16 protein-coding genes and 1 pseudogene are annotated in these 23065 nt (G+C 73.2%); 12 read left to right on the top strand and 5 right to left on the bottom strand.

What is annotated here, in order from left to right; genetic code table 11:
- Positions 1-181: 181 nt before the first annotated feature.
- From hisI to ACFQUZ_RS27805, 3 genes and pseudogenes are all read left to right on the top strand, one after another.
- Positions 182-592: pseudogene (gene hisI / locus ACFQUZ_RS27815) on the top strand (phosphoribosyl-AMP cyclohydrolase); the annotation flags it as partial.
- 167 nt (positions 593-759) lie between these two features.
- The gene (locus ACFQUZ_RS27810; RefSeq protein WP_377447429.1) at positions 760-2310 is read left to right on the top strand and encodes an anthranilate synthase component I; all 1551 of its coding nucleotides are present in this window, start codon (positions 760-762) and stop codon (positions 2308-2310) included.
- Between the two features lie 26 nt (positions 2311-2336).
- Complete coding sequence (locus tag ACFQUZ_RS27805; RefSeq protein ID WP_377447451.1) at positions 2337-2936, top strand: Trp biosynthesis-associated membrane protein; 600 nt, start codon at positions 2337-2339, stop codon at positions 2934-2936.
- A 19-nt stretch (positions 2937-2955) separates the two neighbouring features.
- Here the strand turns inward: ACFQUZ_RS27805 and ACFQUZ_RS27800 are convergent, their stop codons facing one another.
- On the bottom strand, positions 2956-3204 hold the full coding sequence (locus ACFQUZ_RS27800) for a hypothetical protein (protein WP_377447427.1): 249 nt from the start codon (positions 3202-3204) through the stop codon (positions 2956-2958).
- Between the two features lie 418 nt (positions 3205-3622).
- Here ACFQUZ_RS27800 and trpC point away from each other — a divergent pair, with 418 nt between their 5' ends.
- The 3 genes from trpC to trpA all read left to right on the top strand — a co-directional run bounded on the left by trpC (position 3623) and on the right by trpA (position 6615).
- On the top strand, positions 3623-4426 hold the full coding sequence (gene trpC / locus ACFQUZ_RS27795) for an indole-3-glycerol phosphate synthase TrpC (protein ID WP_377447449.1): 804 nt from the start codon (positions 3623-3625) through the stop codon (positions 4424-4426).
- Positions 4427-4517: 91 nt separating this feature from the next.
- Positions 4518-5759 carry a tryptophan synthase subunit beta gene (trpB, locus tag ACFQUZ_RS27790; protein WP_377447425.1) on the top strand — a complete coding sequence of 414 codons (1242 nt, stop codon included), beginning with the start codon at positions 4518-4520 and terminating at the stop codon, positions 5757-5759.
- A 58-nt stretch (positions 5760-5817) separates the two neighbouring features.
- A complete protein-coding gene (trpA, locus tag ACFQUZ_RS27785) occupies positions 5818-6615 on the top strand; it encodes a tryptophan synthase subunit alpha (protein ID WP_377447424.1) in 798 nt (265 codons plus the stop codon).
- A 78-nt stretch (positions 6616-6693) separates the two neighbouring features.
- Here the strand turns inward: trpA and ACFQUZ_RS27780 are convergent, their stop codons facing one another.
- Positions 6694-7311, bottom strand: coding sequence for an NUDIX hydrolase (locus ACFQUZ_RS27780; RefSeq protein ID WP_377447423.1), 618 nt, complete (start codon positions 7309-7311; stop codon positions 6694-6696).
- A gap of 99 nt (positions 7312-7410) precedes the next feature.
- On the opposite strand from ACFQUZ_RS27780, the gene lgt reads away from it, so the two are divergent.
- From lgt to ACFQUZ_RS27765, 3 genes are all read left to right on the top strand, one after another.
- Entirely contained in the window at positions 7411-8697 is a 1287-nt protein-coding gene (lgt, locus tag ACFQUZ_RS27775; protein WP_377447421.1) for a prolipoprotein diacylglyceryl transferase, read from the top strand.
- Between the two features lie 17 nt (positions 8698-8714).
- Complete coding sequence (locus ACFQUZ_RS27770; protein ID WP_377447419.1) at positions 8715-9911, top strand: FAD-dependent oxidoreductase; 1197 nt, start codon at positions 8715-8717, stop codon at positions 9909-9911.
- 295 nt (positions 9912-10206) lie between these two features.
- Positions 10207-13329: a BTAD domain-containing putative transcriptional regulator gene (locus ACFQUZ_RS27765; protein WP_377447417.1), complete on the top strand. Its 3123-nt coding sequence runs from the start codon at positions 10207-10209 to the stop codon at positions 13327-13329.
- Here ACFQUZ_RS27765 and ACFQUZ_RS27760 read toward each other — a convergent pair.
- Positions 13319-14167, bottom strand: a complete 849-nt coding sequence (locus tag ACFQUZ_RS27760) for a GNAT family N-acetyltransferase (protein ID WP_377447415.1) — start codon at positions 14165-14167, stop codon at positions 13319-13321. The two genes, ACFQUZ_RS27765 and ACFQUZ_RS27760, sit on opposite strands and share 11 nt — an antisense overlap.
- Before the next feature lie 146 nt (positions 14168-14313).
- Here ACFQUZ_RS27760 and gltB point away from each other — a divergent pair, with 146 nt between their 5' ends.
- From gltB to ACFQUZ_RS27745, 3 genes are all read left to right on the top strand, one after another.
- A complete protein-coding gene (gltB, locus tag ACFQUZ_RS27755) occupies positions 14314-19074 on the top strand; it encodes a glutamate synthase large subunit (RefSeq protein ID WP_377447413.1) in 4761 nt (1586 codons plus the stop codon).
- A complete protein-coding gene (locus ACFQUZ_RS27750; protein ID WP_377447411.1) occupies positions 19067-20563 on the top strand; it encodes a glutamate synthase subunit beta in 1497 nt (498 codons plus the stop codon). Before gltB ends, ACFQUZ_RS27750 begins: the two co-directional genes overlap by 8 nt.
- Positions 20564-20759: 196 nt before the next feature.
- The gene (locus tag ACFQUZ_RS27745; protein ID WP_377447410.1) at positions 20760-21050 is read left to right on the top strand and encodes a hypothetical protein; all 291 of its coding nucleotides are present in this window, start codon (positions 20760-20762) and stop codon (positions 21048-21050) included.
- Between the two features lie 101 nt (positions 21051-21151).
- Here ACFQUZ_RS27745 and ACFQUZ_RS27740 read toward each other — a convergent pair whose 3' ends face one another.
- Together ACFQUZ_RS27740 and ACFQUZ_RS27735 are read right to left on the bottom strand one after the other, a co-directional pair.
- Positions 21152-22201, bottom strand: coding sequence for a helix-hairpin-helix domain-containing protein (locus tag ACFQUZ_RS27740; protein WP_377447408.1), 1050 nt, complete (start codon positions 22199-22201; stop codon positions 21152-21154).
- Between the two features lie 162 nt (positions 22202-22363).
- Positions 22364-23059, bottom strand: coding sequence for a C39 family peptidase (locus tag ACFQUZ_RS27735; protein ID WP_377447447.1), 696 nt, complete (start codon positions 23057-23059; stop codon positions 22364-22366).
- Between the last annotated feature and the right edge of the window lie 6 nt (positions 23060-23065).

The following is a 23065-nucleotide window of genomic DNA, read 5'->3' as shown; positions in this document are numbered from 1 at the left end:
GACGTGCGCGCGAGGCAGCGGCACGAAGGCCAGCTCCTTCGACGATCGACCGGCAGCGGCGATGTTCCAGCGTGACCATTTGTGCCGTACCGCGTGGCCAGCACGGATCGAGGCGGTCGGGAAGCGCCGTCCGGCTGCCCGGGCGACGACCACCCGGACGAATGCGAGACACTTGGTGACTGTGTCCGTACCTGAACTCTCGCCGTACCCCGGCGAATCGGCCGCCGGCGGCCCGGTCCGACCCTCGGCGCTCGACCCGGCGATCGCGGCCCGGCTGCGGCGCGGCCCGGACGGGTTGGTGACCGCCGTGGTCTGCCAGTACGACACCGGCGAGGTGTTGATGGTCGCGTGGATGGACGACGAGGCGCTGCACCGCACCCTGACCACCGGTCGGGCCACCTACTGGTCCCGCAGCCGAGCGGAGTACTGGGTGAAGGGCGCCACCTCCGGGCACCACCAGTTCGTCCGCTCGGTGGCGCTGGACTGCGACGGCGATGCCGTGCTGGTCAGCGTCGACCAGGTCGGGGCGGCCTGCCACACCGGGGAGCGGACCTGCTTCTTCACCGAACTGCCGGTCAGCGGCGGAACTGGAGCGCCGACCGGGCTGGGGGCGCCGGCCGACGCCGGGACGCCGACCGGGCTGGGGGCGCCGACCGACGCCGGGACGCCGACCGGGCTGGGGGCGCCGACCGGAACCGGCCGCGAGACCCCGGCCGCCGGTGGGGTCGAGGCGCCGACGGCCGACGGGACGGGGCCGGCATGACGAGCGGCGCGGTGCTTCCTGATGAGGGCGCCTTCCTGGCCGCCGCCGCCGACCGGCGGGTGGTGCCGGTGACCCGGCGGTTGCTCGCCGACGGGGAGACCCCGGTGGGGGTCTACCGGAAGCTGGCCGGCGGCCCGGGGACCTTCCTGCTGGAGTCCGCCGAGCAGGGGGCCGGCCCGGCAGGCATCGCCTGGTCGCGGTACTCGTTCATCGGCGTACGCAGCGCCGCCACCCTGGTCGAGCGGGACGGCCGGGCGGCCTGGCTCGGCACCCCGCCGGCTGGGTTGCCCACGGACGGTGACCCGGTCGACGTGTTGCGGGCCACCGTCGCAGCACTGGCCGGCCCGAGTGCCAGCACCTTCGGGCTCCCGCCGCTGACCGGTGGAATGGTCGGCTATCTGGGTTATGACCTGATCCGCCGCTTCGAGCGGCTGCCGAACACCGCCCCCGACGAGTTGGGCGTGCCGGAGCTGGGCATGATGCTCGCCACCGACCTGGTGGTGCTCGACCACTACGACTCCGCCGCGATCCTCGTCGCCAACGCCGTCCTGCCGGCCCTGGACGAGCCGGGCCGGGAGTCCCAGGTGCGGGCCGCCTACCACAACGCTGTCGGCCGGTTGGACGCGATGACCAGCTCGCTGTCCCGGCCCAATCCGCCGCTGATCTCGACGGTGTCCGGTACCGAGGTGGGTGCGGTGGTCAGCCGGACCCCCGCGGGCCAGTACCAGAAGGCGGTGGAGACGGCCAAGGAGGCGATCCGCGCCGGGGAGTGTTTCCAGATCGTGGTGTCCCAGCGCTTCGAGCGGACCACCGACGCGGATCCGCTGGACGTCTACCGGGTACTGCGGACGACCAATCCCAGCCCGTACATGTACCTGCTGCGCTTCGACGCCTTCGACATCGTGGGTTCGTCGCCCGAGGCCCATCTGAAGGTGACCGCGGTCGGTGACGGCAGCCGCCGGGCGATGCTGCACCCGATCGCGGGGACCCGACCGCGCGGCGACGACCCCGAGGCCGATGCCCGGCTCGGCGCCGAACTGCTCGCCGACCCCAAGGAGCGCGCGGAGCACGTGATGCTTGTTGACCTGGGTCGCAACGACCTGGGCCGGGTCTGCCTACCGGGCACCGTGGAGGTGCCGGAGTTCGCCACCATTGAGCGGTACAGCCACGTCATGCACATCGTCTCCACGGTTGTCGGCACGCTGCGGTCGGACCGGACGGCGTTCGACGCGCTGGCGGCCACCTTCCCGGCCGGCACGCTCAGCGGGGCGCCGAAGGTGCGGGCCATGGAGCTGATCGAAGGGCTGGAACCGGCCCGCCGGGGCCTGTACGGCGGGACCGTGGGTTACATCGGATTCGGGGGTGACCTGGACATGGCGATCGCCATCCGCACGGCGCTGATCCGGGACGGCCGGGCGTATGTCCAGGCCGGGGCCGGGGTGGTAGCCGACTCGGACCCGGACGCCGAGGACCGGGAGACACGGAGCAAGGCCGCCGCCGTGCTCGCCGCCATCGCCGCCGCCGAGACACTGCGGCCAGCCCGGTGACCGGTGAGCGTGCACCGGCCAGCCCGGTGGCCGGCGAGCGTGCGCCGGATGGCGGGACCGCCACGGACCGTCCCGGCGCGGCGGGTCTGGCAGGCCCGCGCGGCCTGGCGTACGCGGCGCTCGCCGGCCTGGCTGGTGGCGGCCTGGCTCTGTACGCGAGCACCCGCACCTGGTCGGTCGACGTGCTGGCGCGGCCACCGCTGCCGGATCGGGAAATCGCCCGGACCGGCGCCGAGCTGCTGCCCTGGCTGCCGGCGCTGGCCGTCGTCGCGCTGGCCGGCGCCGCGGCCGTGCTCGCCACCCGGGGGCGGGTACGGCGAGCGGTCGGGGTGCTGCTCGCGTTGGTCGGCGTGGCGGTCGCCGTGGGCGGCGGGTACGCGCTGCTCGGCCGTGCCGATGTCGGGCCCGGCTGGCCGGTGTTGTGCCTGCTGGGGGGCCTGCTGGCAACGGCGGGTGCGGTGGCCGCCGTCCGGTACGGTCACCGCTGGCCGGTGATGGGGGCCCGCTACGAGCGGACCTCCGCCCCGGGAGGATCGGAGGCTCTGGCGCCGGGTGGTCGGGTCGAGCCGGAGCGGGCCCGGCAGGCGTGGGACGCGATCGACCGCGGCGAGGATCCCACGGTCTGAGCGCGGGGGCCTGTCGACGCTATGTGTCGGGAAGGGTCCTTCCGCGCAGCGCCAGCCGGAGCTCCTCCCGGTGACGTGCCCGCTCCCGGTCGGCGCGGACCGCGGCCCACGCGTTGTGCCACGCCACCCGGGTACGCCGTTCACCTCCGACGGCCCGGTCGACCGCGTGGGCCAACCCGATGGCCAACGACACGACGGCTCGCGACAGGGCATAGCCGGACGAACGGTAAACACCGGATGGGTCGGAGGAAACAGTGCGTACAGCCATTTTCACTCCCGCCGCTCCGACCCGGACCCGGGGGCCCCGGGTCGAGTCTGCCGAACGCCGATGCTGCCCGTCCGGTGTTTCCGACCGGTGACACCCCCGCGGCCGGGAAGTTCCGGCCACCCCGCGCGGCGGACGCGCACCGAATTGGGCGCGGCGATGCCATGTCGGGCCGTCGGGCGTACCCTCACGATGTGGTGATCGTCGATGAACTCCCCGTGGCGTTCGGTGATGCGGGACTCACCAAAAGTGGCCCATTATGCCGCAACGCGTCAGGTGAGCGACGCCATACCCCCTGCTCTACCGCCCCGGCGGTGCCCCATAACATCGGCCCATGACACCCGGAGAGGGGATTCCGTTGGTGACTGCTGAGCAAGCGAACGAGGAAGGCGACGGCCGGACGTCGACGCCGGCAGGCAGTGTGCTCGACGAGATCCTGGCCGGGGTCCGTGAGGACGTCGAGCAGCGACGGCGCCAGCTTCCGCTCGAGCTCGTCCGCGAGCAGGCGGCCAAGGCGCAGCCACCCATCGACGCGTACGCGGCCCTGCGCCGCTCCGGCGTCGCGGTGATCGCCGAGGTCAAGCGCTCCTCCCCGTCCCGGGGACAACTCGCCCCGATCGCCGACCCGGCGAGCCTGGCGGTGGAGTACGCCGCGGGCGGCGCCCGGTGCATCAGCGTGCTCACCGAGAACCGGTGGTTCGGCGGCTCGCTCGGTGACCTCACGGCGGTGCGCGCCGCCGTGGACATCCCAATCCTGCGCAAGGACTTCGTCGTCTCCAGCTATCAGGTGCACGAGGCCCGCGCCTACGGTGCCGACCTGGTCCTGCTGATCGTCGCGGCGCTGCCGCAGAACGCCCTCGTCGGGCTCCTCGAACGGGTCGAGTCGCTCGGGATGACCGCACTCGTCGAGGTGCACACCGAGGAGGAGGCGGACCGGGCGCTGGACGCCGGAGCACGGGTGATCGGGGTCAACGCCCGCAACCTGCGTACGCTGGAGGTCGACCGGTCCGTCTTCGAGCGGATCGCGCCGGGACTGCCGAGCGGGGTGGTGAAGATCGCCGAGTCCGGTGTGCGCGGGCCGCACGACCTGATCCGGTACGCCTCGGCCGGCGCCGACGCGGTGCTCGTGGGCGAAGGGCTGGTGACCCAGAAGAGCCCCCGCGAGGCGGTGGCCGAACTGGTGAACGCCGGTAACCACCCGGCCACGCCACGGCCGGTGCGCTGACCGGCGCGCACAACGCGGTGCGCTCGCCGACAACAACCCACCCGGGAACCGGCGGGCTCGTCCCGCCGTGAGCGAGAGGACACCGACGCCGATGAGCGCCACCGCCCTGGCCGCTGCGGCCGGCCTGCTGCCCGACGAATCCGGGCACTTCGGCCGGTATGGCGGCCGTTTCGTCCCTGAGGCGCTGGTCGCGGCGCTCGACGAACTCGACACGGCGTACCGGCACGCGGTGGCCGACGAGGCATTCCAGGCCGAGTTCGCCGCGATGCTGCGCGACTACGCCAACGCCCCGTCGCCGCTCTACCGGGCCGAACGGCTGTCCGCCAAGGTCGGCGCGCAGGTGCTGCTCAAGCGCGAGGATCTCAACCACACCGGTGCGCACAAGGTGCGCAACGCGCTCGGCCAGGCGCTGCTGACCCGCCGGATGGGCAAGCCGCGCATCATCGCCGAGACCGGGGCCGGCCAGCACGGCGTCGCCAGTGCCACCGTCGCCGCGTATCTCGACCTGGAGTGCGTGGTCTACATGGGCGAGGTGGACACCGAGCGGCAGGCGGTCAACGTGGCCCGGATGCGGATGCTCGGCGCCACCGTGGTGCCGGTGACCAGCGGTTCGCGCACGCTGAAGGACGCCATGAACGAGGCGCTGCGGGACTGGGTGGCCAGCGTCGACAAGACGCACTACCTGATCGGCAGCGCCGCGGGCCCGCACCCGTTCCCGGCGATGGTCCGCGACTTCGTGCGCGGCATCGGCGACGAGACCCGCCGCCAGTGCCGCGACCTTGTCGGTGGGCTCCCCGACGCGGTGGCCGCCTGCGTCGGTGGCGGATCCAACGCCATCGGCATGTTCTTCCCGTTCATCCGGGACGAGAGCGTTCGGCTCTACGGGTTCGAGGCGGGTGGCGAGGGGACGGAGACCGACCGGCACGCCGCGAGCATCACCGGCGGCTCCGCGGGAGTGTTGCACGGTGCCCGCACCTACGTGTTGCAGGACGCCGACGGGCAGACCCGGGAGTCACACTCGATCTCCGCCGGGCTGGACTATCCGGGCGTGGGCCCCGAGCACGCCTGGTTGCACGACACCGGGCGGGCCCGGTACGCCCCGGTCACCGACGCCGAGGCGATGGCGGCCTTCCGGCTGCTGTGCCGCACCGAGGGGATCATCCCCGCCATCGAGAGCGCGCACGCCCTGGCCGGCGTCGTGAAGATCATCCCGGCGCTCCGCGACGAGCTGGGCCGGGAGCCGACAATTGTGATCAACCTGTCCGGCCGGGGTGACAAGGACATGTCCACCGCAGGCACCTACTTCGGCCTGCTGGACGAGGAGACGGCGTGAGCGCGAGGAGTGAGCCGGGTTTGCGAGCCCCGCAGTCGCGAACGGAGGATGTGAGCCCGTGAGCATCGCGGTGGCGTTCGAGAAGGCGCGCGCCGAGGGCCGCGCCGTGCTGATCGGCTGCATGCCGACGGGGTTCCCGACGGTTGAGGGCAGCATCGCCGCGATGACCGCGATGGTCGAGGCGGGCGTCGACGTGATCGAGGTGGAGATCCCGTACTCCGATCCGGTGATGGACGGGCCGGTGATCCAGAAGGCCAGCGACATCGCCCTGGCCGGCGGCGTGCGCACCGCCGATACGTTGCGCGCCATCGAGGCGGTGGCGGCGGTCGGCGCGCCGGTCGTCACGATGACCTACTGGAACCCGATCGAGCGGTACGGCGTCGACCGGTTCGCCCGGGACCTCGCGTCCGCCGGGGGCACCGGCCTGATCACCCCGGACCTGATCCCGGACGAGGCCGGCGAGTGGCTGGCCGCCTCCGACGCGTACGACCTGGACCGCACCTTCCTGGTGTCGCCGTCCTCCACCGACGCCCGGATCGCGATGACCACGGGGCACTGCCGGGGCTTCGTCTACGCGACCGCCCTGATGGGCGTGACCGGCGCCCGGGAGAGCACCTCCGATCTCGCGCCCGTCCTGGTCGGCCGTGTTCGGGAGGTCAGTGACCTGCCGGTGGGCGTCGGACTCGGCGTCGGCACCGGCGAGCAGGCAGCCGCTGTCGCCGCGTACGCGGACGGGGTGATCGTGGGTAGCGCGCTGGTCCGCTGCGTGCTGGACGCTCCCGATCAGGCTGCCGGGTTGACCGCGCTGCGCCGGTTGAGCGCCGAACTGGCCGAGGGCGTCCGCACCCGCGCCTGACCCGCCCCCCGCCCCCCGCGCCCGCCGTTGCTCTAGGGCAGATGGTCGTGATTGGAGATCGACAAGCGACCATCTGCCCTAGATCGGCGAGGAGGTGAGGGGGGTTAGGGGGGTGGGGGGTGGGGGTGCGTCGGTGGCCTCGGGCAGTTCCGGTTCGGCGTCCCGGTGCACGTTCCGCAGTACCCCGGACCGGCCGGCGGTGGCGTCCGCGATCGCCGTCCGGGTGGTCGGCGTCATCGGCTGGGGCAGGTCGTCCGGGTCATGCCAGGAGAGCCGGCAGATCCGACCGGGCGCGTTGACGGTCGCCTCGGCGCCGTGCACCCGGCCACGAAAGACGTGCACCAACACGTCCGGGAGTGGGCTCGCGGGCCGGCCGGCGCGGTGACGGCCGTTGCCGGAGCGGTGACCGGGGCCGACCGACGTCCCGCCGCCACCGGGCTGCGCCGGGAGTGCGGGGGGCCCGGCGGCGGATCCGTCGCCCGTGAGGTGGTAGATCCCCACCAGGTCGACGATCTCCACCGCCATGCCGGTCTCTTCGAGGATGTCCCGTTCGGCGGCGTGTATCGGGCTTTCCTCGCGTCGGATCCGGCCGCCCGGCAGACCCCAGCGGCGGTGTCCCTGGCTCTGCTGACAGAGCAGCACGCGGCCGGCGTCGTCGGTAACGACCGCGGCGACCGCGGATGTGAGCGAGTTCATAACTCCCGAGGGTACGGCCGCTGCTCCGGTAAGTCAGCCGGCACGTGTCGCACGCCCGGGGTGCCATGGTTGCGGGGTGCGGCGGTAGCGTGTGCATCCGTGACTCTCGCTTCACCGCAGCCACAGGCGGCAATACCCAGCCCCACCACCGCGGTCTGGGAGCTCGGGCCCATTCCGATCCGGGCGTACGCGCTCTGCATCGTGCTCGGCATCGTCGTCGCGGCGGTGGTGACCGAGATCCGGATGCGACGTCGCGGGGTCGCGCCGGGCGCGGTCCTGGACATCGCGTTGTACGCGGTGCCGGCAGGCATCATCGGCGCCCGCATCTATCACGTCATCACCTCGCCGCAGGAGTACTTCGGCGAGGGCGGCGTGCCGCTTGACGCGTTCAAGATCTGGCAGGGCGGGTTGGGCATCTGGGGCGCGGTGGCCGGCGGGGCGCTAGGTGCCTGGTTCGCCGCCCGCCAACTCGGCATCCCACTCAGCCTGGTCGCCGACGCGCTGGCTCCGGGCCTGCCGCTGGCCCAGGCGATCGGCCGGCTCGGCAACTGGTTCAACAACGAGCTGTACGGCCGTGCGACGACGCTGCCGTGGGGCCTAGAGGTGCACCAGATGGACGGGTACAACCCGGGGCACGCGTTGCGGGACAGCAACGGTGAGCCGGTCCTGGAACCTGGGCTCTACCATCCGACGTTCGCGTACGAGTTGTTGTGGAACGTCGCCGTCGCGGCGTTGGTGTTCCTGGCGGACCGGCGGTGGAAGTTCGGCCGGGGGCGGGCGTTCGCGCTGTACGTGATGGGCTACACCGCCGGCCGGTTCTGGATCGAGATGATCCGCGACGACACGGCGAACCGCATCCTGGGGGTCCGGCTCAACGTGTGGACCGCCGCCCTCGTCTTCATCGCGGCGTTGATCTACTTCCTGCGGGTGCGTGGCCCCCGTGAGTACGTGGTTCCGTTACCGCCCGAGACCGCTCCAGCCGGCGGACCCGCCACCTCGGACGTGTCCCAGCTGGACGTGTCCCGCAAGACCACCGCCGCACCGCCGGTGCGGTACCGGGTGGCCAGCGAGGCGGAGTTCACCGCGTACCGGGAAGGCGGCACGGTTCCGCCGGAGCCGGAGCCGGGGCCGGGGCCGGGGCCGGGGCCGGAGCCGGAGCCGGAGCCGGAGCCGGAGCCGGAGCCGGAGCCGGAGCCGGAGCCGGAGCCGGAGCCGGAGCCGGAGACCGGCGACACCGCCGACCGTGCCTCGGCACGGTCGGGCCGTCGGGCTACCGGCGACACCGCGGACCGGGCGACCGACGCCGACGGGCCCGATGCCCCGGCGGGTGGTGCCGGGACCGCGGTCGGCCCTCCGGCACCCCGCGCTGCCGACCAGGACTATTGAGCGGAGGAACCGCACCTATGCGGACGGCGGTGGTGGTGGGCGCCGGCGTGGGTGGTCTCGCGGCGGCGGGTGCGCTCGCCCGCACCGGCTGGCAGGTGACCCTGCTGGAGGCCGCGGACCGGGTGCGGGCCGACCGGACCGCGTTGGTGCTGTGGCCCAACGGCATCCGGGCGTTGCAGTCGCTCGGTCTGGGCGGTGGACTGGAGGCGATCGCCAGCCCGCTGCCCGCGGGCGGGGTACGCCGTCCGGACGGGCATTGGCTCGTGAAGCCCAGACCGGTGCCCGCGGATCGGGTCCCGGTCCTGGTGCACCGGGAGGACCTGCACGACGCGCTCGTCGCTGGGCTGGGTGAACGGGTGGAGATCCGCACCGGGATCCGGGTCACCCGCGCCGATCTCGGTGACCGGCCGGCCGTCACCGACGGGCGGTACACCTTCGCGGCGGACCTCGTGGTGGCCGCCGACGGCATCGACAGTCCGGTCCGTCGCCGGCTGGCACCGGAATCCACGGTGGTCAGCACGGGGTGCGCGGCGTTCCGCGCTGTCATTCCGTGGTACCGGGCGCCTGACCTGTCCACCGACACGCACGTGTGGAGCGGCGAGGTGCTGGGTTCCGGCTACCGTTTCGTCGCCGCGTCTCTCGGCGAGCGGGGCTCCTCCGGTGGATCGACCAGGGGCGGCATCTACTGGACCGTGACCGCCGCCGGTGCCGCGCGCCCGGAGCCGCCGGCGACCCAGCTCGCGTTGCTGCGTCGTTGGCTGGCTGGCTGGCCGTCCCCGGTCGGTGAGTTGCTGGCGGCGACCGACCCGCAGGATCTGATCCAACAGGAGGTACGGGAGCTGCGTCCGCTGCCTCGCGGCCTCGGCTTTCCGGGGGGCGACGGAGGGGTGGTGCTGCTCGGCGATGCCGCCCACGCCATGCCGCATCACCTCGGGCAGGGTGCCTGTCTCGCGTTCGAGGACGCGGCGACGCTCGGTGCCCTGGTCGCGCCGGCCTCGCCAGGCGAGCAGTTGTGTGCCGCGATCGGGTCGTACAGCAGGCTTCGGCTACCCCGCGTCACCACCATGGTCCGCCAGTCCCGCCGGATGTCGGCGGTGCTGCGTACCCGGGGCCGGTTGGCGTTGCGCGCCCGGGACGTGGCCCTCGGCACCCTCACGCCTCGGCTGATGGGCAGTGCCGCCGATGTCGCGGCGCAGTGGCGTCCTCCCGCCTGACCCGACCCCTGCGGTGTTGATCGACGTTTTCCCTGCTCAGCGGCACCTTCGGCGGAGGATCGAGGCGTTCTGGCGGGCCACCCGGTCCGAACGGATGGCGATCGCCCGGTAGCGGCGGGCCACAATTACCGGGAGTGAGGGGAGGACTCCCGTGCGGTATGATCTTGATCGCCCGCCGCTGGCCCGCCCCCTGGGGCGGTCGTCGGATGACGTCCGCCTCCCCGGACCGGTGGACGCCCGTCAGTTCGACCAGTTTGTCGGCCGGGCACATGGTCGAATGGCCGCCGGTGACCTGATGTCAGCGGTTCGACTGTTCCGCGCGGCGCTGCTGCTGTGGCCCGCCGCGCCACCCGGCGCCGCGCCGCCCGGCTCGACCGCCGCGCCACCCGGCGCCGCGCCGCCCGGCTCGACCGCCGCGCCACCCGGGCTGAGCGGCTTGACCGCCCCGGCCGGCGGCCAGTTCCCGTCGCCGGGTGGGCTGTCGGTCGGCGCGATGCGATCGGCGCAGGCTCGGGTGGCCGCCGTGGAGGACCGGTGGGAGTGCGAGCTGCGCCTCGCCGCGGCCGCGTACCAGGCCGCGGGTGGTCCGATCGCGGACCGGACGGTGGTCGCCGAGGGCGACGCGGCAGTGGCCGTGGCCGCCCGCGCCAGGGCCGAGCTGCTGGCCGCTCTGATCGACCATCCGCTGCGCACCCGATTGTGGGAACTGCTCCTCACCGCGGCCTTCCTGGCCGACGGCCGGCGGGCTGCCGCCGAGGTGGCCGATCAGGCCGAACGGACGTTTCGCGAGCAACTGGGGGTGGAGCCCGGCGAGCGGGTGCGCCGGCTCGCTCGTGCCGCGCAGCGCGGCGACCTCGTCGAGGAGTGGGCCCGTCCCGACCCGGTGGACGAACCGGATCGCCGTGTGTCGCCCGGATCGGTCGGGGCGGGCGGTGGATCCGCCGACCGGATCGGCGTCATTGGCGGGTCGGCGGCCGGACGGGCCGGTGGCACCGGGGTGCTCGGCGACCGCCGGACCGGTTCCGGCGTGACCGGCCGCGACCGGCCCCGGGTGGTGCCCCCCCGCCTGCCGGTCCCGATGACCTCCCTACTCGGCCGGGAGGCGCTGCTGGCCACGGTGGAGCGGGTGCTTACCGGGCCCGGGCTGACGACCCTCACCGGGACCGGCGGCTCCGGCAAGACCCGGCTCGCGCTTGCCGTCGCGCACCGGGCCGCCGCGGGCCAGGCGTGGTTCGTCGACCTCAGCGCGGTGGACGACGCGACACGGGTGGCCGAGGCCATCGCCGCTTCCCTCGGCGTACGCCCCGGACCGGACCATTCCGGATCGGCGGAGGCCCTCGTCGACGCTCTCGCCGACGCCTCGGCCTTGCTCGTGTTGGACAACTGTGAGCAGGTGGTGATTGGTTGCGCCGCCGTGCTGCGGGTCCTGCTGCGCCGGTGCCCGCGCCTGCGGGTGCTGGCTACGAGCCGGATCGCGTTGCGTGTCGTCGGCGAGCGGCTGGTCCCGGTCCCACCGCTGGCGGCGCCGGTGCCCGGCCGTGGATACACCCTCGCCGACCTCGCTCTGCATCCGGCAACCCGGCTCTTCCTGGAGCGGGCCCGGGCCCGCTCCGGCCATCCGGTCACCGCCGACAGCGCGGACGCGGTGGTGCGGCTCTGCACCGAACTGGATGGTCTGCCGCTGGCTATCGAGTTGGCCGCGGCGTGGACGCCGACGCTGAGCGTGGCCGAGATCGTCCGGCGGACGGCGGCCGACCCGCTGCTGCTGCGCAGCCCCGATCCGACGGCACCGAGCCGGCACCGGACCGTCGCCGCCGCGGTGGAGACCAGCGTCCGGCACCTCGACCCCGAAGCCCGGACCCTCTTCGAATGGCTGAGCGTGGTGGGCGTGGGGTTCGACCTGGAGACGATCAGGGCGATGCGCGGAGCGTCCGGGGCTCGGGCGCTGGCCTCGCTTGTCGACGCCTCGCTGGTGACGCCGGTGAACGACGCCGAGCAGTTCCGCAGTGGCGCGCCGCCCGTCGGTGACCGGCCACCACCGGTCGCGCCGCTGCCGGCAGACCATCCGACGCGGCCGACCCGCTATCGGATGCTGGTGCCGGTCCGCCGGCACGCCCTGGCTCGGCTGACCGCCAGCGGTGCCGAGCCGGCCGCCCGCCGGGCGCATGCGCGGTTCGTCGTCGCGTTCGCGGAGCGGGCCGCTGGTGGGCTGCAGGGGCCGGGGCAGGAGTGTTGGCTGCATCGGCTGCGCGCCGAGGAGCCCAGCCTGCGGGCGGCCATGCGCTGGTTGGCGGTGGACGATGACGGGCGGGGCGACCTGCGCCTGGCCGCCGCGCTGTCCCGGTACTGGCGGCTGGAGGGCCATTACCGGGAGGGACTTGGTTGGTTGGACGCGGCACTGGAGCGGCATCGGGAGGCCCCGGCCGCACTGCGTGCCGGGGCGGCCACCGCCGCCGCCATGCTGGCCATGCTGCTCTGCGACTACCCGACCGCCGCCCGGCACGCCGCGGTGGCCCGGGCGGCCTGCCAGGTCACGGACGACCGGACCGGTGAGGCCCGGGTGGAGCTGATCCTCGGCTCGGTGGCCCGGGAGCAGGCCAGGTACGCCGAATCCGCGGCGCACCTGGCCGCCGCGGCGGCGCTGTTCGCCGACGGGGACGACGAGTGGGGCGAGGCACAGACTGTCCAACTGCGTGGCTTCACCGCCTGGCTGTCAGGGGATCTCGATCGGGCCGAGTCCCGGTTGCGGGTCAGCCTGCGGCGGTTCGCCCGGCTCGGCGATGTGGCGGCGGAGGCCACCGCGCTGATGAACCTGGGCGCGGTGGCGTTGTACCGGGGTGATCCCGACCGGTCGGCGTCGCTGCTGGACGCGGCCCTGCGCCGGTACGCCACGATCGGCTTCCCGGAGGGGGTGGGCTGGGCGCACAACCTGCGTGGCCTGGTGGAACTCGGGGCCAGGCGGACCGCGCGGGCCAAGGCCCACCTGCTGGCCAGCCTCGCCGCGCATCGCTCGGTGGGCGACCGCTGGCGAACCGCGAGCGTGCTGGAGGCACTGGCCGAGGTCGCCCGGGTGGAGCAGGACCGGCCGCGGGCGGCTGCACTGCTCGGCGGGGCGACCCGGATCCGGGAGGAGATCGGCGCTCCGGTGCCGGCCTGCGAACGGCCGGCGACCGAGGCGGTGGCCGCCGCTCTGCTCGCCGACCTGGGACCGGCCGCCTATTCGGGGGCGGTGCTGCACGGGCGGGGGGCGTCGATAGACACCCTGATCGGCGGTGTCGGCGGGACCGGCACCGGGGGGATCGGCGGGACCGGTGCCGCGCCGCATGAGGCCGCATCGATCACCGGCGGTCGGACCCACCCCCCGGCCGCGCGGGCGCGGTGCGCGGAGGAGCGGGAGGTCGAGCGAGTCAGCCGATGACCGCCGCGGGTTCGGCGATGCAGGCCGTGCCGACCCGCCGGAACCCGGCTCGCAGGTACACCCGGGCGATCTCCTCGCTGCCCGCGGACAGGAAGATCAAGTCGGTGCCCCCGGAGAGCAGCCGCTCGGCGAGGGCGGCGGTGAGCGCGGCGCCCACCCCACGCCGACGGGCCGCCGGCAGCGTGGCCACCCCGGCGATCTCGGCGACGTCGTCGACCCGCATCGCCATCCCGCTCGCCACCGCGCCGTTGCCGGGAGCCACCGCCAGCGCTGACAGCCGGCGACCGGCCTCGGTGCGACCGCGCTCCTCCTCGATCTCGGGCGCGGTCAGGTCCACCAGGGCGGCGTCCCGCTCGGCCGGGCCGGCGTCACCCTGACCGGTGCCGGCGTGCCCGAATCCCACGGCCGCCACCGCCCGCCGGGTCGCCACGTCGGCCGGAAAGTCCGCGGACGCCGGGTCCAGGATCCGCACCGGTACGTCGGACAGTTCGGCCGGGCTCGGCAGGCGTGCCGGATCCAGCACCATCAGGGGCGCCTCCAGGACGGACAGCCCGGCCGAGCGAGCGACGGCGAGCAGTTCAGGGGTGCGCTCGTGCACCCACTCGAACGACTCGGGAAGGCCGAGATCGCGCTGGCGGGCACGGACCGCGGCGACATCTGCCGCGGACGGCGGGTCGACCGCGGCCAACCGGGGTCGCGCGTAATAGGGCCAGCCGGCGGCCGCGTCCCGGACGAACAGGACCAGACCGCCGATATCCTCCGCGCGTGCACCGTCCCGGGGGACCGCGTCATAGAAGCGTTCCAACCGGTCGAAAAGCCCATCCAGCGCAGCAGCCACCGCGCGAGACTACACGTCCCAGACTCTGGACGGGTGATCAATCCGGGCCTGGTGGAGTCCGGCGCGCCCTAACGTAGACTCGGGAAACCAACAAGGGCCGACGTCGTCCCGACCGTGATGGAACGTGAATGACGACAGGAGACCCGGTGGATTTTCCGTACCCTCTCCCGCCGCAGCCCGCTCCGCCGGCCACCGGCCTTCCAGAGCCTGTCGGGCTCTACGACCCCGCGAACGAGCACGACGCCTGCGGGGTGGCCTTCGTCGCCGACCTGCACGGCCGGCGCTCCCACGACGTGGTGACCCGCGGCCTGGCCGCGTTGCGTCGCCTCGACCATCGTGGCGCCCGCGGCGCGGAGCCGAACACCGGTGACGGCGCGGGGATCATGCTCCAGGTCCCCGACGCCTTCCTGCGCGAGGTGGTCGACTTCCCGCTGCCGCCGGCCGGCGCGTACGCCACCGGGCTGGCATTCCTGCCCACGGATCCGGACGCGGCGGCGGTGGCCCGCCGAGTGGTGGAGAAGTACGCGCTGGTGGAGGGTGCGGAGATTCTCGGCTGGCGGGACGTGCCGGTCGACCCGACCGGACTCGGCGAGACCGCGCTCACCGTCCGGCCGGTGATCCGCCAGCTCTTCCTCGCCGCCCACCGGCTCACCGACTCGCCGGCCGGTCCGGCCGGTTCGCCGCTGACCGGCATCGAACTGGACCGGGTGGCCTTCTGCGTGCGCAAGCAGGCCGAGCGGGAGAGCGCCGAGCGGGGCGCCCCGGCCTACTTCCCGTCGTTGTCCGCGCGCACCCTGGTCTACAAAGGCATGCTGACCCCCGACCAGTTACCGGCGTTCTTCCCCGAGCTGGGCGACCCGCGGCTGGCGAGTGCGATCGCACTTGTGCACTCGCGGTTCTCCACAAACACGTTCCCGTCCTGGCCGCTGGCCCACCCGTACCGGTTCGTGGCCCACAACGGTGAGATCAACACGATCCGCGGCAACCGCAACTGGATGCAGGCCCGGGAGGCGCTGCTCCGGAGTCCGCTGATCCCCGGGTCCATGCGCCGGCTGTTCCCCATCTGCACCCCGGGCGCCTCCGACTCGGCCAACCTCGATGAGGTGCTGGAACTGCTGCACCTGGCCGGCCGCAGCCTGCCGCACGCCGTACTCATGATGATCCCGGAGGCCTGGGAGAACGACCCCGACATGTCCGCGGACAAGCGGGCGTTCTACCGCTTCCACGCCACCCTCATGGAGCCGTGGGACGGGCCGGCCTCGGTCGCCTTCACCGACGGCACGCTGGTCGGCGCGGTGCTGGACCGCAACGGGCTGCGCCCGGGGCGCTGGTGGCGCACCGCCGACGGTCTGGTGGTGCTCGGCAGCGAGGCCGGCGTGCTGGACCTGGATCCGGCGGACGTGGTCGCCAAGGGCCGGTTGCGGCCGGGCCGGATGTTCCTGGTCGACACCGAGGCCGGGCGGATCGTCACCGACGACGAGATCAAGAGCGAGCTGGCCGCCGAGCTGCCCTACGACGAGTGGCTGCACGCCGGCATGATCGACCTGGCCGACCTGCCGCCCCGGGAACACACCGTCTACACCCGCGACTCGGTGCTGCGCCGCCAGCAGACGTTCGGCTACACCGAGGAGGAGCTGAAGGTCCTGATCGGGCCGATGGCGCGGACCGGGGCCGAGCCGGTCGGCTCGATGGGCACCGACACCCCGATCTCCCCGCTGTCCACCCGGCCACGGCTGCTCTACGACTACTTCCACCAGCTCTTCGCCCAGGTCACCAACCCGCCGCTGGACGCCATCCGGGAGGAGTTGGTGACCAGCCTGCGGTCCACCATCGGTCCGGAGGGCAACCTGCTGGGGCCCGGCCCGGCGAGCTGCCGGCAGATCACGCTGCCGTACCCGGTGCTCGACAACGACGACCTGGCCCGGATCCTCTCCGTCGACGACGACGGTGACCTGCCGGGGTTCAAGGCGGTCCGGGTCTCCGGGCTGTACCGGATCCGCGAGGGGGCGGCCGGAATCAAGGCCCGGCTCACCGAGATCTGCCGGCACGTGTCGGAGGCGATCGAGGACGGGGTACGCATCCTGGTGCTCTCCGACCGGGACTCCACCGCCGACCTCGCGCCGATCCCGTCGTTGCTGCTCACCGCGGCCGTCCACCAGCACCTGGTACGCGAGCAGACCCGGACCCGGATCGCGCTGGTCGTGGAGAGCGGGGACTGCCGGGAGGTGCACCACGTCGCCGTGCTTATCGGTTACGGCGCCGCCGCGGTCAACCCGTACCTGGCCTTCGAGACCGTGGAGGACCTGGTCCGGACCAGGGCGTTGGCCGTCACCGAGCCGGCCGCCGCGGTGCGCAACTACGTCAAGGCGCTCGGCAAGGGCGTCCTGAAGATCATGTCGAAGATGGGCATCTCCACCGTGTCGTCGTACTGCGGTGCCCAGGTCTTCGAGGCGGTCGGGCTGGAGACCCGGTTGGTGCAGCGGTACTTCGCGGGCACCTCCAGCACCATCGGCGGGATCGGGCTGGCCGGCATCCACGCCGAGATCGCCGCCCGGCACGCCCGGGCGTACCCGCCGGGGGACACCGCCTCCGCGGACCAGGCGGTGGACCGGCGGCTCGCGGTCGGCGGCGAGTACCAGTGGCGCCGCGAGGGCGAGCTGCACCTGTTCAACCCGGAGACGGTCTTCCTGCTCCAGCACGCCACCCGGCACCGGCAGTACGAGGTGTTCCGCCGGTACACCGCGACGGTCGACGAACTGGCCGCGAAGGCCGGCTCGTTGCGCGGGCTGTTCCGGCTGCGCACCGGGGAACGGGAACCGGTGCCGCTGGACGAGGTGGAACCGGCCAGCGAGATCGTCAAGCGGTTCGCCACCGGCGCCATGTCGTACGGATCGATCTCGGCGGAGGCGCACGAGACGCTCGCCGTGGCGATGAACCGCCTCGGCGGCAAGTCCAACACCGGCGAGGGCGGCGAGGACGTCGACCGGCTGTACGACCCGGCCCGGCGCTCGGCGGTCAAGCAGATCGCCAGCGGACGGTTCGGGGTGACAAGCGAATACCTGGTCAACGCCGACGATCTCCAGATCAAGATGGCGCAGGGCGCCAAGCCGGGGGAGGGCGGGCAACTGCCCGGCAACAAGGTGTGGCCGTGGATCGCCCGCACCCGGCACGCCACCCCCGGGGTGGGGCTGATCTCCCCGCCCCCGCACCACGACATCTACTCCATCGAGGACCTGGCCCAGCTCGTCCACGACCTGAAGTGCGTGAACCCGGCCGCGCGGGTGCACGTCAAGCTGGTCAGCGAGATCGGCGTCGGCACCGTCGCGGCCGGGGTGGCGAAGCTCAAGGCCGACGTCATCCTGATCTCCGGCCACGACGGCGGCACCGGTGCCTCGCCGATGAACTCGCTCAAGCACGCCGGCACGCCGTGGGAGCTGGGGCTCGCCGAGGCCCAGCAGACGCTGCTGCTCAACAAGCTGCGTGACCGGGTCACCGTGCAGGTGGACGGCCAGCTGAAGACGGGTCGCGACGTGGTGATCGCCGCGCTCCTCGGCGCCGAGGAGTACGGCTTCGCCACCGCGCCGCTTATCGTCTCCGGTTGCGTGATGATGCGGGTGTGCCACCTGGACACCTGCCCGGTCGGCATCGCCACCCAGAACCCGGTGCTCCGCGAGCGGTTCACCGGCCGGCCCGAGTTCGTGGAGAACTTCTTCCTGTTCCTCGCCGAAGAGGTCCGGGGCTACCTGGCCGAGCTGGGACTGCGGTCGCTCGACGAGGCGATCGGCGCCGCCGAGTTGCTCGACGTGCTGCCGGCGGTCGACCACTGGAAGGCGGGTGGGCTGGACCTGAGCCGGGTGTTGGCGGTTCCGCAGCCGTCGGCTGGCGCGGCCCGCCGCCGTACCCGCGGCCAGGACCACGGGCTGGCCGCCGCGCTGGACAACGAACTGATCGCGCTGGCGGCTCCGGCGCTGGGCGACCCGGGGTCCCCGGATGCCACGCTGGTCACGCCGGTGCGGGCCGCCGTCGCGGTGCGCAACGAGCACCGCAGCGTGGGCGCCATGCTCGGCGGCGAGGTGACCCGTCGGTTCGGTGGCGCCGGGCTGCCGGGCGACACCATCGAGTTCACCCTGACCGGCACCGCCGGCCAGTCGTTCGGGGCGTTCCTGCCGGCCGGGGTGACCCTGCGGCTGGTGGGGGACGCCAACGACTACGTCGGCAAGGGGCTCTCCGGCGGGCGGCTCGTGGTGCGTCCCGACCCGCGGTCGCCGTTCGTCGGCCAGGACACCGACCCCGGCGAACGGGCCGAGGACCAGACCATCGCCGGCAACACCATCCTGTACGGCGCGACCGCCGGTGAGCTGTTCCTGCGCGGCCGGGTGGGCGAACGCTTCGCGGTGCGCAACTCGGGTGCGGTGGCCGTCGTGGAGGGCGTCGGCGACCACGGCTGCGAGTACATGACCGGCGGCACGGTGGTGGTGCTCGGCGAGTGCGGCCGGAACTTCGCCGCCGGCATGTCCGGGGGTACGGCGTTCGTCTGGCGGCTGAACCCGGCACTGGTCAACCACGAGTTGGTGGACCTGTCACCGCTTACCGACGAGCACCGGGTCGGCCTGCACGGCCTGGTGCAGCGGCACTTCGCGGAGACCGACTCGGCGGTCGCGGAGCGGCTGCTCAAGCGGTGGCCTGAGGCGGTGGAGGAGTTCACCGCCGTGGTGCCGCGCGACTACCGGCGGGTCATGGAGATCATGCGAACCGCCGCAGCCGAGGGTCGGGACGTCGACGAGGCCGTGATGTCGGCCCTCGCCGTCCCGGCCAGTCCCGGGTCGGCCGGTGCCGCGGCCGGCTCCCCGCCGGTGGCTGCCGCGTCGCCCATGTTCCGCCGTGACGAGGAGGTTGCTCGTGCCTGACCCGAACGGCTTCCTGCGCCACGACCGCCGGCTGCCGGCCCGCCGGCCGGTGCCGGTGCGGATCCGCGACTGGCGGGAGGTCTACCCGCCCGCCGACGACGCGCTGATCCAGGAACAGGCCACCCGGTGCATGGACTGCGGCATCCCGTTCTGCCACCACGCCTGCCCGCTCGGCAACCGCATCCCGGACTGGAACGACCTGGTGCGCACCGGCCGGTGGGGTGCGGCCATCGAGTCGCTGCACGCCACAAACAACTTCCCGGAGTTCACCGGCCGGCTCTGCCCGGCGCCGTGCGAGGCGGCCTGCGTGCTGAACGTCCCCATGGCCGCGTCACCGGACGGACCCGGCGCGGTGACCATCAAGCAGGTCGAGGTCGAGATCATCAACCGGGCTTTCGACCTGGACCTGGTGACCCCGCGCGCCGTAGCACCGCCGACCGGCCGGCGGGTGGCGGTGGTCGGTTCCGGACCGGCTGGCCTGGCCGCCGCCCAGCAACTGGTCCGGACCGGGCACGCGGTGACCGTCTTCGAACGGGACGACGCGATCGGCGGGCTGCTCCGGTACGGAATCCCCGACTTCAAGCTGGAGAAGCGGCACATCGACCGGCGCCTCGCCCAGCTCGCCGCCGAGGGGGTGGAGTTCCGCACCGGGGTGGACGTGGGCACCGAGGTGACCGGTGCGACGCTGCGGGCGGAGTATGACGCGGTGCTGCTCGCCTGCGGTGCCCTGGCCGGGCGGGACACGCCCGCCACGCCGGGACGCGGGCTGCGGGGCGTACACCAGGCGATGGCGCACCTGGTCGCGGCGAACCGGGTGGTCTCCGGCCGCGAGGCGGAGACGCCGATCGACGCCAACGGTCGGCACGTGGTCATCATCGGCGGCGGCGACACCGCCGCGGACTGCCTGGGCGTGGCGCACCGGCAGGGCGCGGCCGGCGTACACCAGCTGGACCTGTATCCGGAGCCGCCGGCCGCCCGGGACGCCGACCGGGACCCGTGGCCGACCTGGCCGTGGGTCCTGCGCAGCTATCCGGCGCACGAGGAAGGCGGCGACCGGGTCTTCGCGGTCGCGGTGCGGGAGTTCGTCGACGACGGCACGGGCGCGGTGCGGGCTGTCCGGATCGCCGAGGTCACGGTCGAGAAGCGGGACGGGCAGCGGATCCTCACGGTGCTGCCCGGGTCGGAACGGGAGCTGCCGGCGGACCTGGTGCTGCTCGCCATCGGTTTCGAGGGCACCGAGGAGCAGCCGCTGCTCGACCAGCTCGGCGTGGCACGCAACGCCCGCGGTGCCCTGGACACAGACGCCGGTTGGCAGGCGGCCCCCGGGGTGTTCGTGGCCGGGGACATGCATCGCGGCGCCTCGCTGATCGTCTGGGCGATCGCCGAGGGGCGGGCGGCGGCCGCCGCCGTCCACGCCTACCTGGGCGGCGCCGGCACCCTGCCGGTTCCCGTCACGCCGGCCGAGCGCCCGCTCGGCGTGGCCCGCTGAGTCCGGCTGCACCGTACGCTGCCGCGGCGGCCCACGCGGCGATCGGTGTCCGCGGGACGGGGTGACTGTGAGTGCCTGTGAGGCACCGAGATCAGCCACGATCACGCAAAGTGATCGTAGTATTGGCCTATCGTCACCATGGTGAGACACTGATTACCGGTGACGTCTGGTTCTCGGCCATGGGAAGGCGAGTGACATGCAACGGACCATCGTGGACGAGGAGGAGCTCGGGCGAAGAGTGATCTCCGACGTCAAGGCGCGCTTCAAGGAGATGGCCGCGAGTGGTGCCGTCGAAGCGGGCGAGGACTTCGTTCAGGCCCGCGTGTCGATCGAGTTCATCGTGTCGGCGAAGAAGAAGAAGCCCAAGCCGGAGCCAGAGCCGGAACCGGAGCCGTGCTGCGTGTGCTACCGGGTGCCCGGTGGAATCATCTGCGGCGGGGACTGTTGCGGCGACGTGATCGGGGCTGAGCCGGACATCATTATCTAGCGATCGGCGGTACCTCGGGCAACCATCCGGTCACCCCGGCGTAGCCAGCTGACGGCGGAGCCCCGCCCAACGGTATTCGCGGGCGGGGCTCCGTCAACTCGTCAGACGCCGCGCTCGTCCGTACCCGGCCCCGGGTAGGCGGTGGCCGCCTCCGTGCTGCCCGCGAAGACCGCGGCCTGCTGCGGCCAGGTCGGTAGGCTCGCCGGGACCCGCATGCCGGCTCCGCGAACCGCGGACCGCAACGCCTCGACGTTGGTGTCGGCCAGTTGCCGGTACGTCTGGATGCCCGCCGCGCTCAGCGCGGTCGCCATCTTCGGCCCGATGCCCTCGATACGCCGCAGATCGTCGGCCGCCGTCGCCGGGTCGGCCTTCGGAGGGTCCAGCACGGGTGCCGGCGACACCGGCGTCGTCGGCACCCGGCTGTCGTCGGCCGTCGGCTGTTCGGGGATCGTCGGCTGTTCGGGAGCGAGCGGCCGCCCGGCGTCGGATGCCGGGGTGCTCGCGCCGGATTCCTCGGCCGTGGTGGTCGCCGTCTCGGCGTGCGGGGTTTCCACCTCGGTCGGGTCGACCTCGATCGCGTCGCGGCCACCGACCGAGCCGGTGTCACCGACCGCGTCGCTGTCACCGACCGCGTCGCTGTCACCGACCGAGCCGGTGTCACCGACCGCGTCGCGGTCACCGACAGGGCCGGTGCCGCTGACCGGGTCGGGGCCGTCGACCGGCTTCCCGGTCGGCTCTTCCCCGGTCGGCTTGTCGCCCGGCTCGGTGTTCCTGACCGGCTCAGGCGTCCCATCGTCGTCGGGCGAACGTTCCGGCTCCGGCACGTCAGCCGGGCGGCCAGCGTCCTGCCCGGCATCGGCCGAGCGTCCGTCGCCCATCTCGTCCTCCACGGCCAGTGGCGGAACCTGATCCACGACCGCCACGGGGGCGGGGTTGCCGAGGTCACCGTCGGTGGTGGCACGGTGGACCGGTACGTCCACATCGGCCTCGGAGTCAGCGTGCGACCGCGCGCCGTCCGTCGGGGCCCAGCCGGACGCCGCCGCGTTGGTGCTGGCGTCCCCCGCCCGCGCGCCGCGCAGCAGCCAACCGGCCACCGCACCCAGCAGCAGTGCCAATAGGACGATCATGGTGTGCCCGAGGGACCACGCCACGGCCAACCTCCTCCGTCATAGCGCCGGCGGCGCGAGAAAATGTCGAGGCAGCTTCGCATATTGCCGGCACCGGCGACAGGGCTGGTCAGTTCGGAGATGCCGGCAAGGGCCGGCCCGTGGTGGGTCGGCCCTTGCTGGGTGGTGGTGGGTGTGGGTGGTTGGTTAGTGGGTGTAGCCGCGGGTGGCCATCCAGTGGGCGAGGTCGGTGGTGGTGATCCAGTAGCTGGCGGTGTTGGGGTTGGCGGAGTCGGCGATTTTGACGGTGTCGCCGTTGTCGGTGTAGGCGTGGACGGTGATGTAGTGGCCGCCTTCGTAGGTGTGGGGGGTGCCGTTGGTGTCGGTGGCGGTGCCGACGACGTTGGCGACGAGGGCGCGGTTGTCGTCGATGGTGGTGGTGAGGTCGTGTTTGAGGGTGGTGATTTGTTCGTCGGTGATGTGCGGGTTGCTGAGTTCGGTGGTGCGGTACTTGTCGGTGTTGGTGGCCTTGTTGAGGGCCTTGGTGATGTCTTCGGCGCTGTTGGTGCCGGCTTCGGTGGTGCCCATTTGGGTGGCGAGTTCGTCGATGGGGATGTCGTGGCCGCCTGCGGTGAGGGCGTGGCGGGCGGCGGCGGGGCCGCAGTAGTAGAAGTTGGGTTGGGGGGCGTAGTTGACGCGGAGTTCCTTGCCGCCGCCGCGGTCGCCGCGGTTGCGGTGGTCGCCGCGGTCGCGGTCGTGGTTGTCGCGGTCGGTGGTGATGGTGGTGGTGGGTGCGGCGTGGGCGGGGGTGGTGAGGGTGGTGAGGGGGCCGGCGATGGCGCCTGCGGTGAGGGCGAGGCCGGCGGTGGTGAGGGCGGTCTTGCGCAGGGTGGTGTTCAGGATGGTGTT

This window comes from Plantactinospora sp. GCM10030261 (assembly GCF_042666615.1).
GTDB lineage: Bacteria > Actinomycetota > Actinomycetes > Mycobacteriales > Micromonosporaceae > KBS50.
Note: the sequence above shows the minus strand (reverse complement) of the source record. Positions and strands in the feature narration are given on the sequence as shown.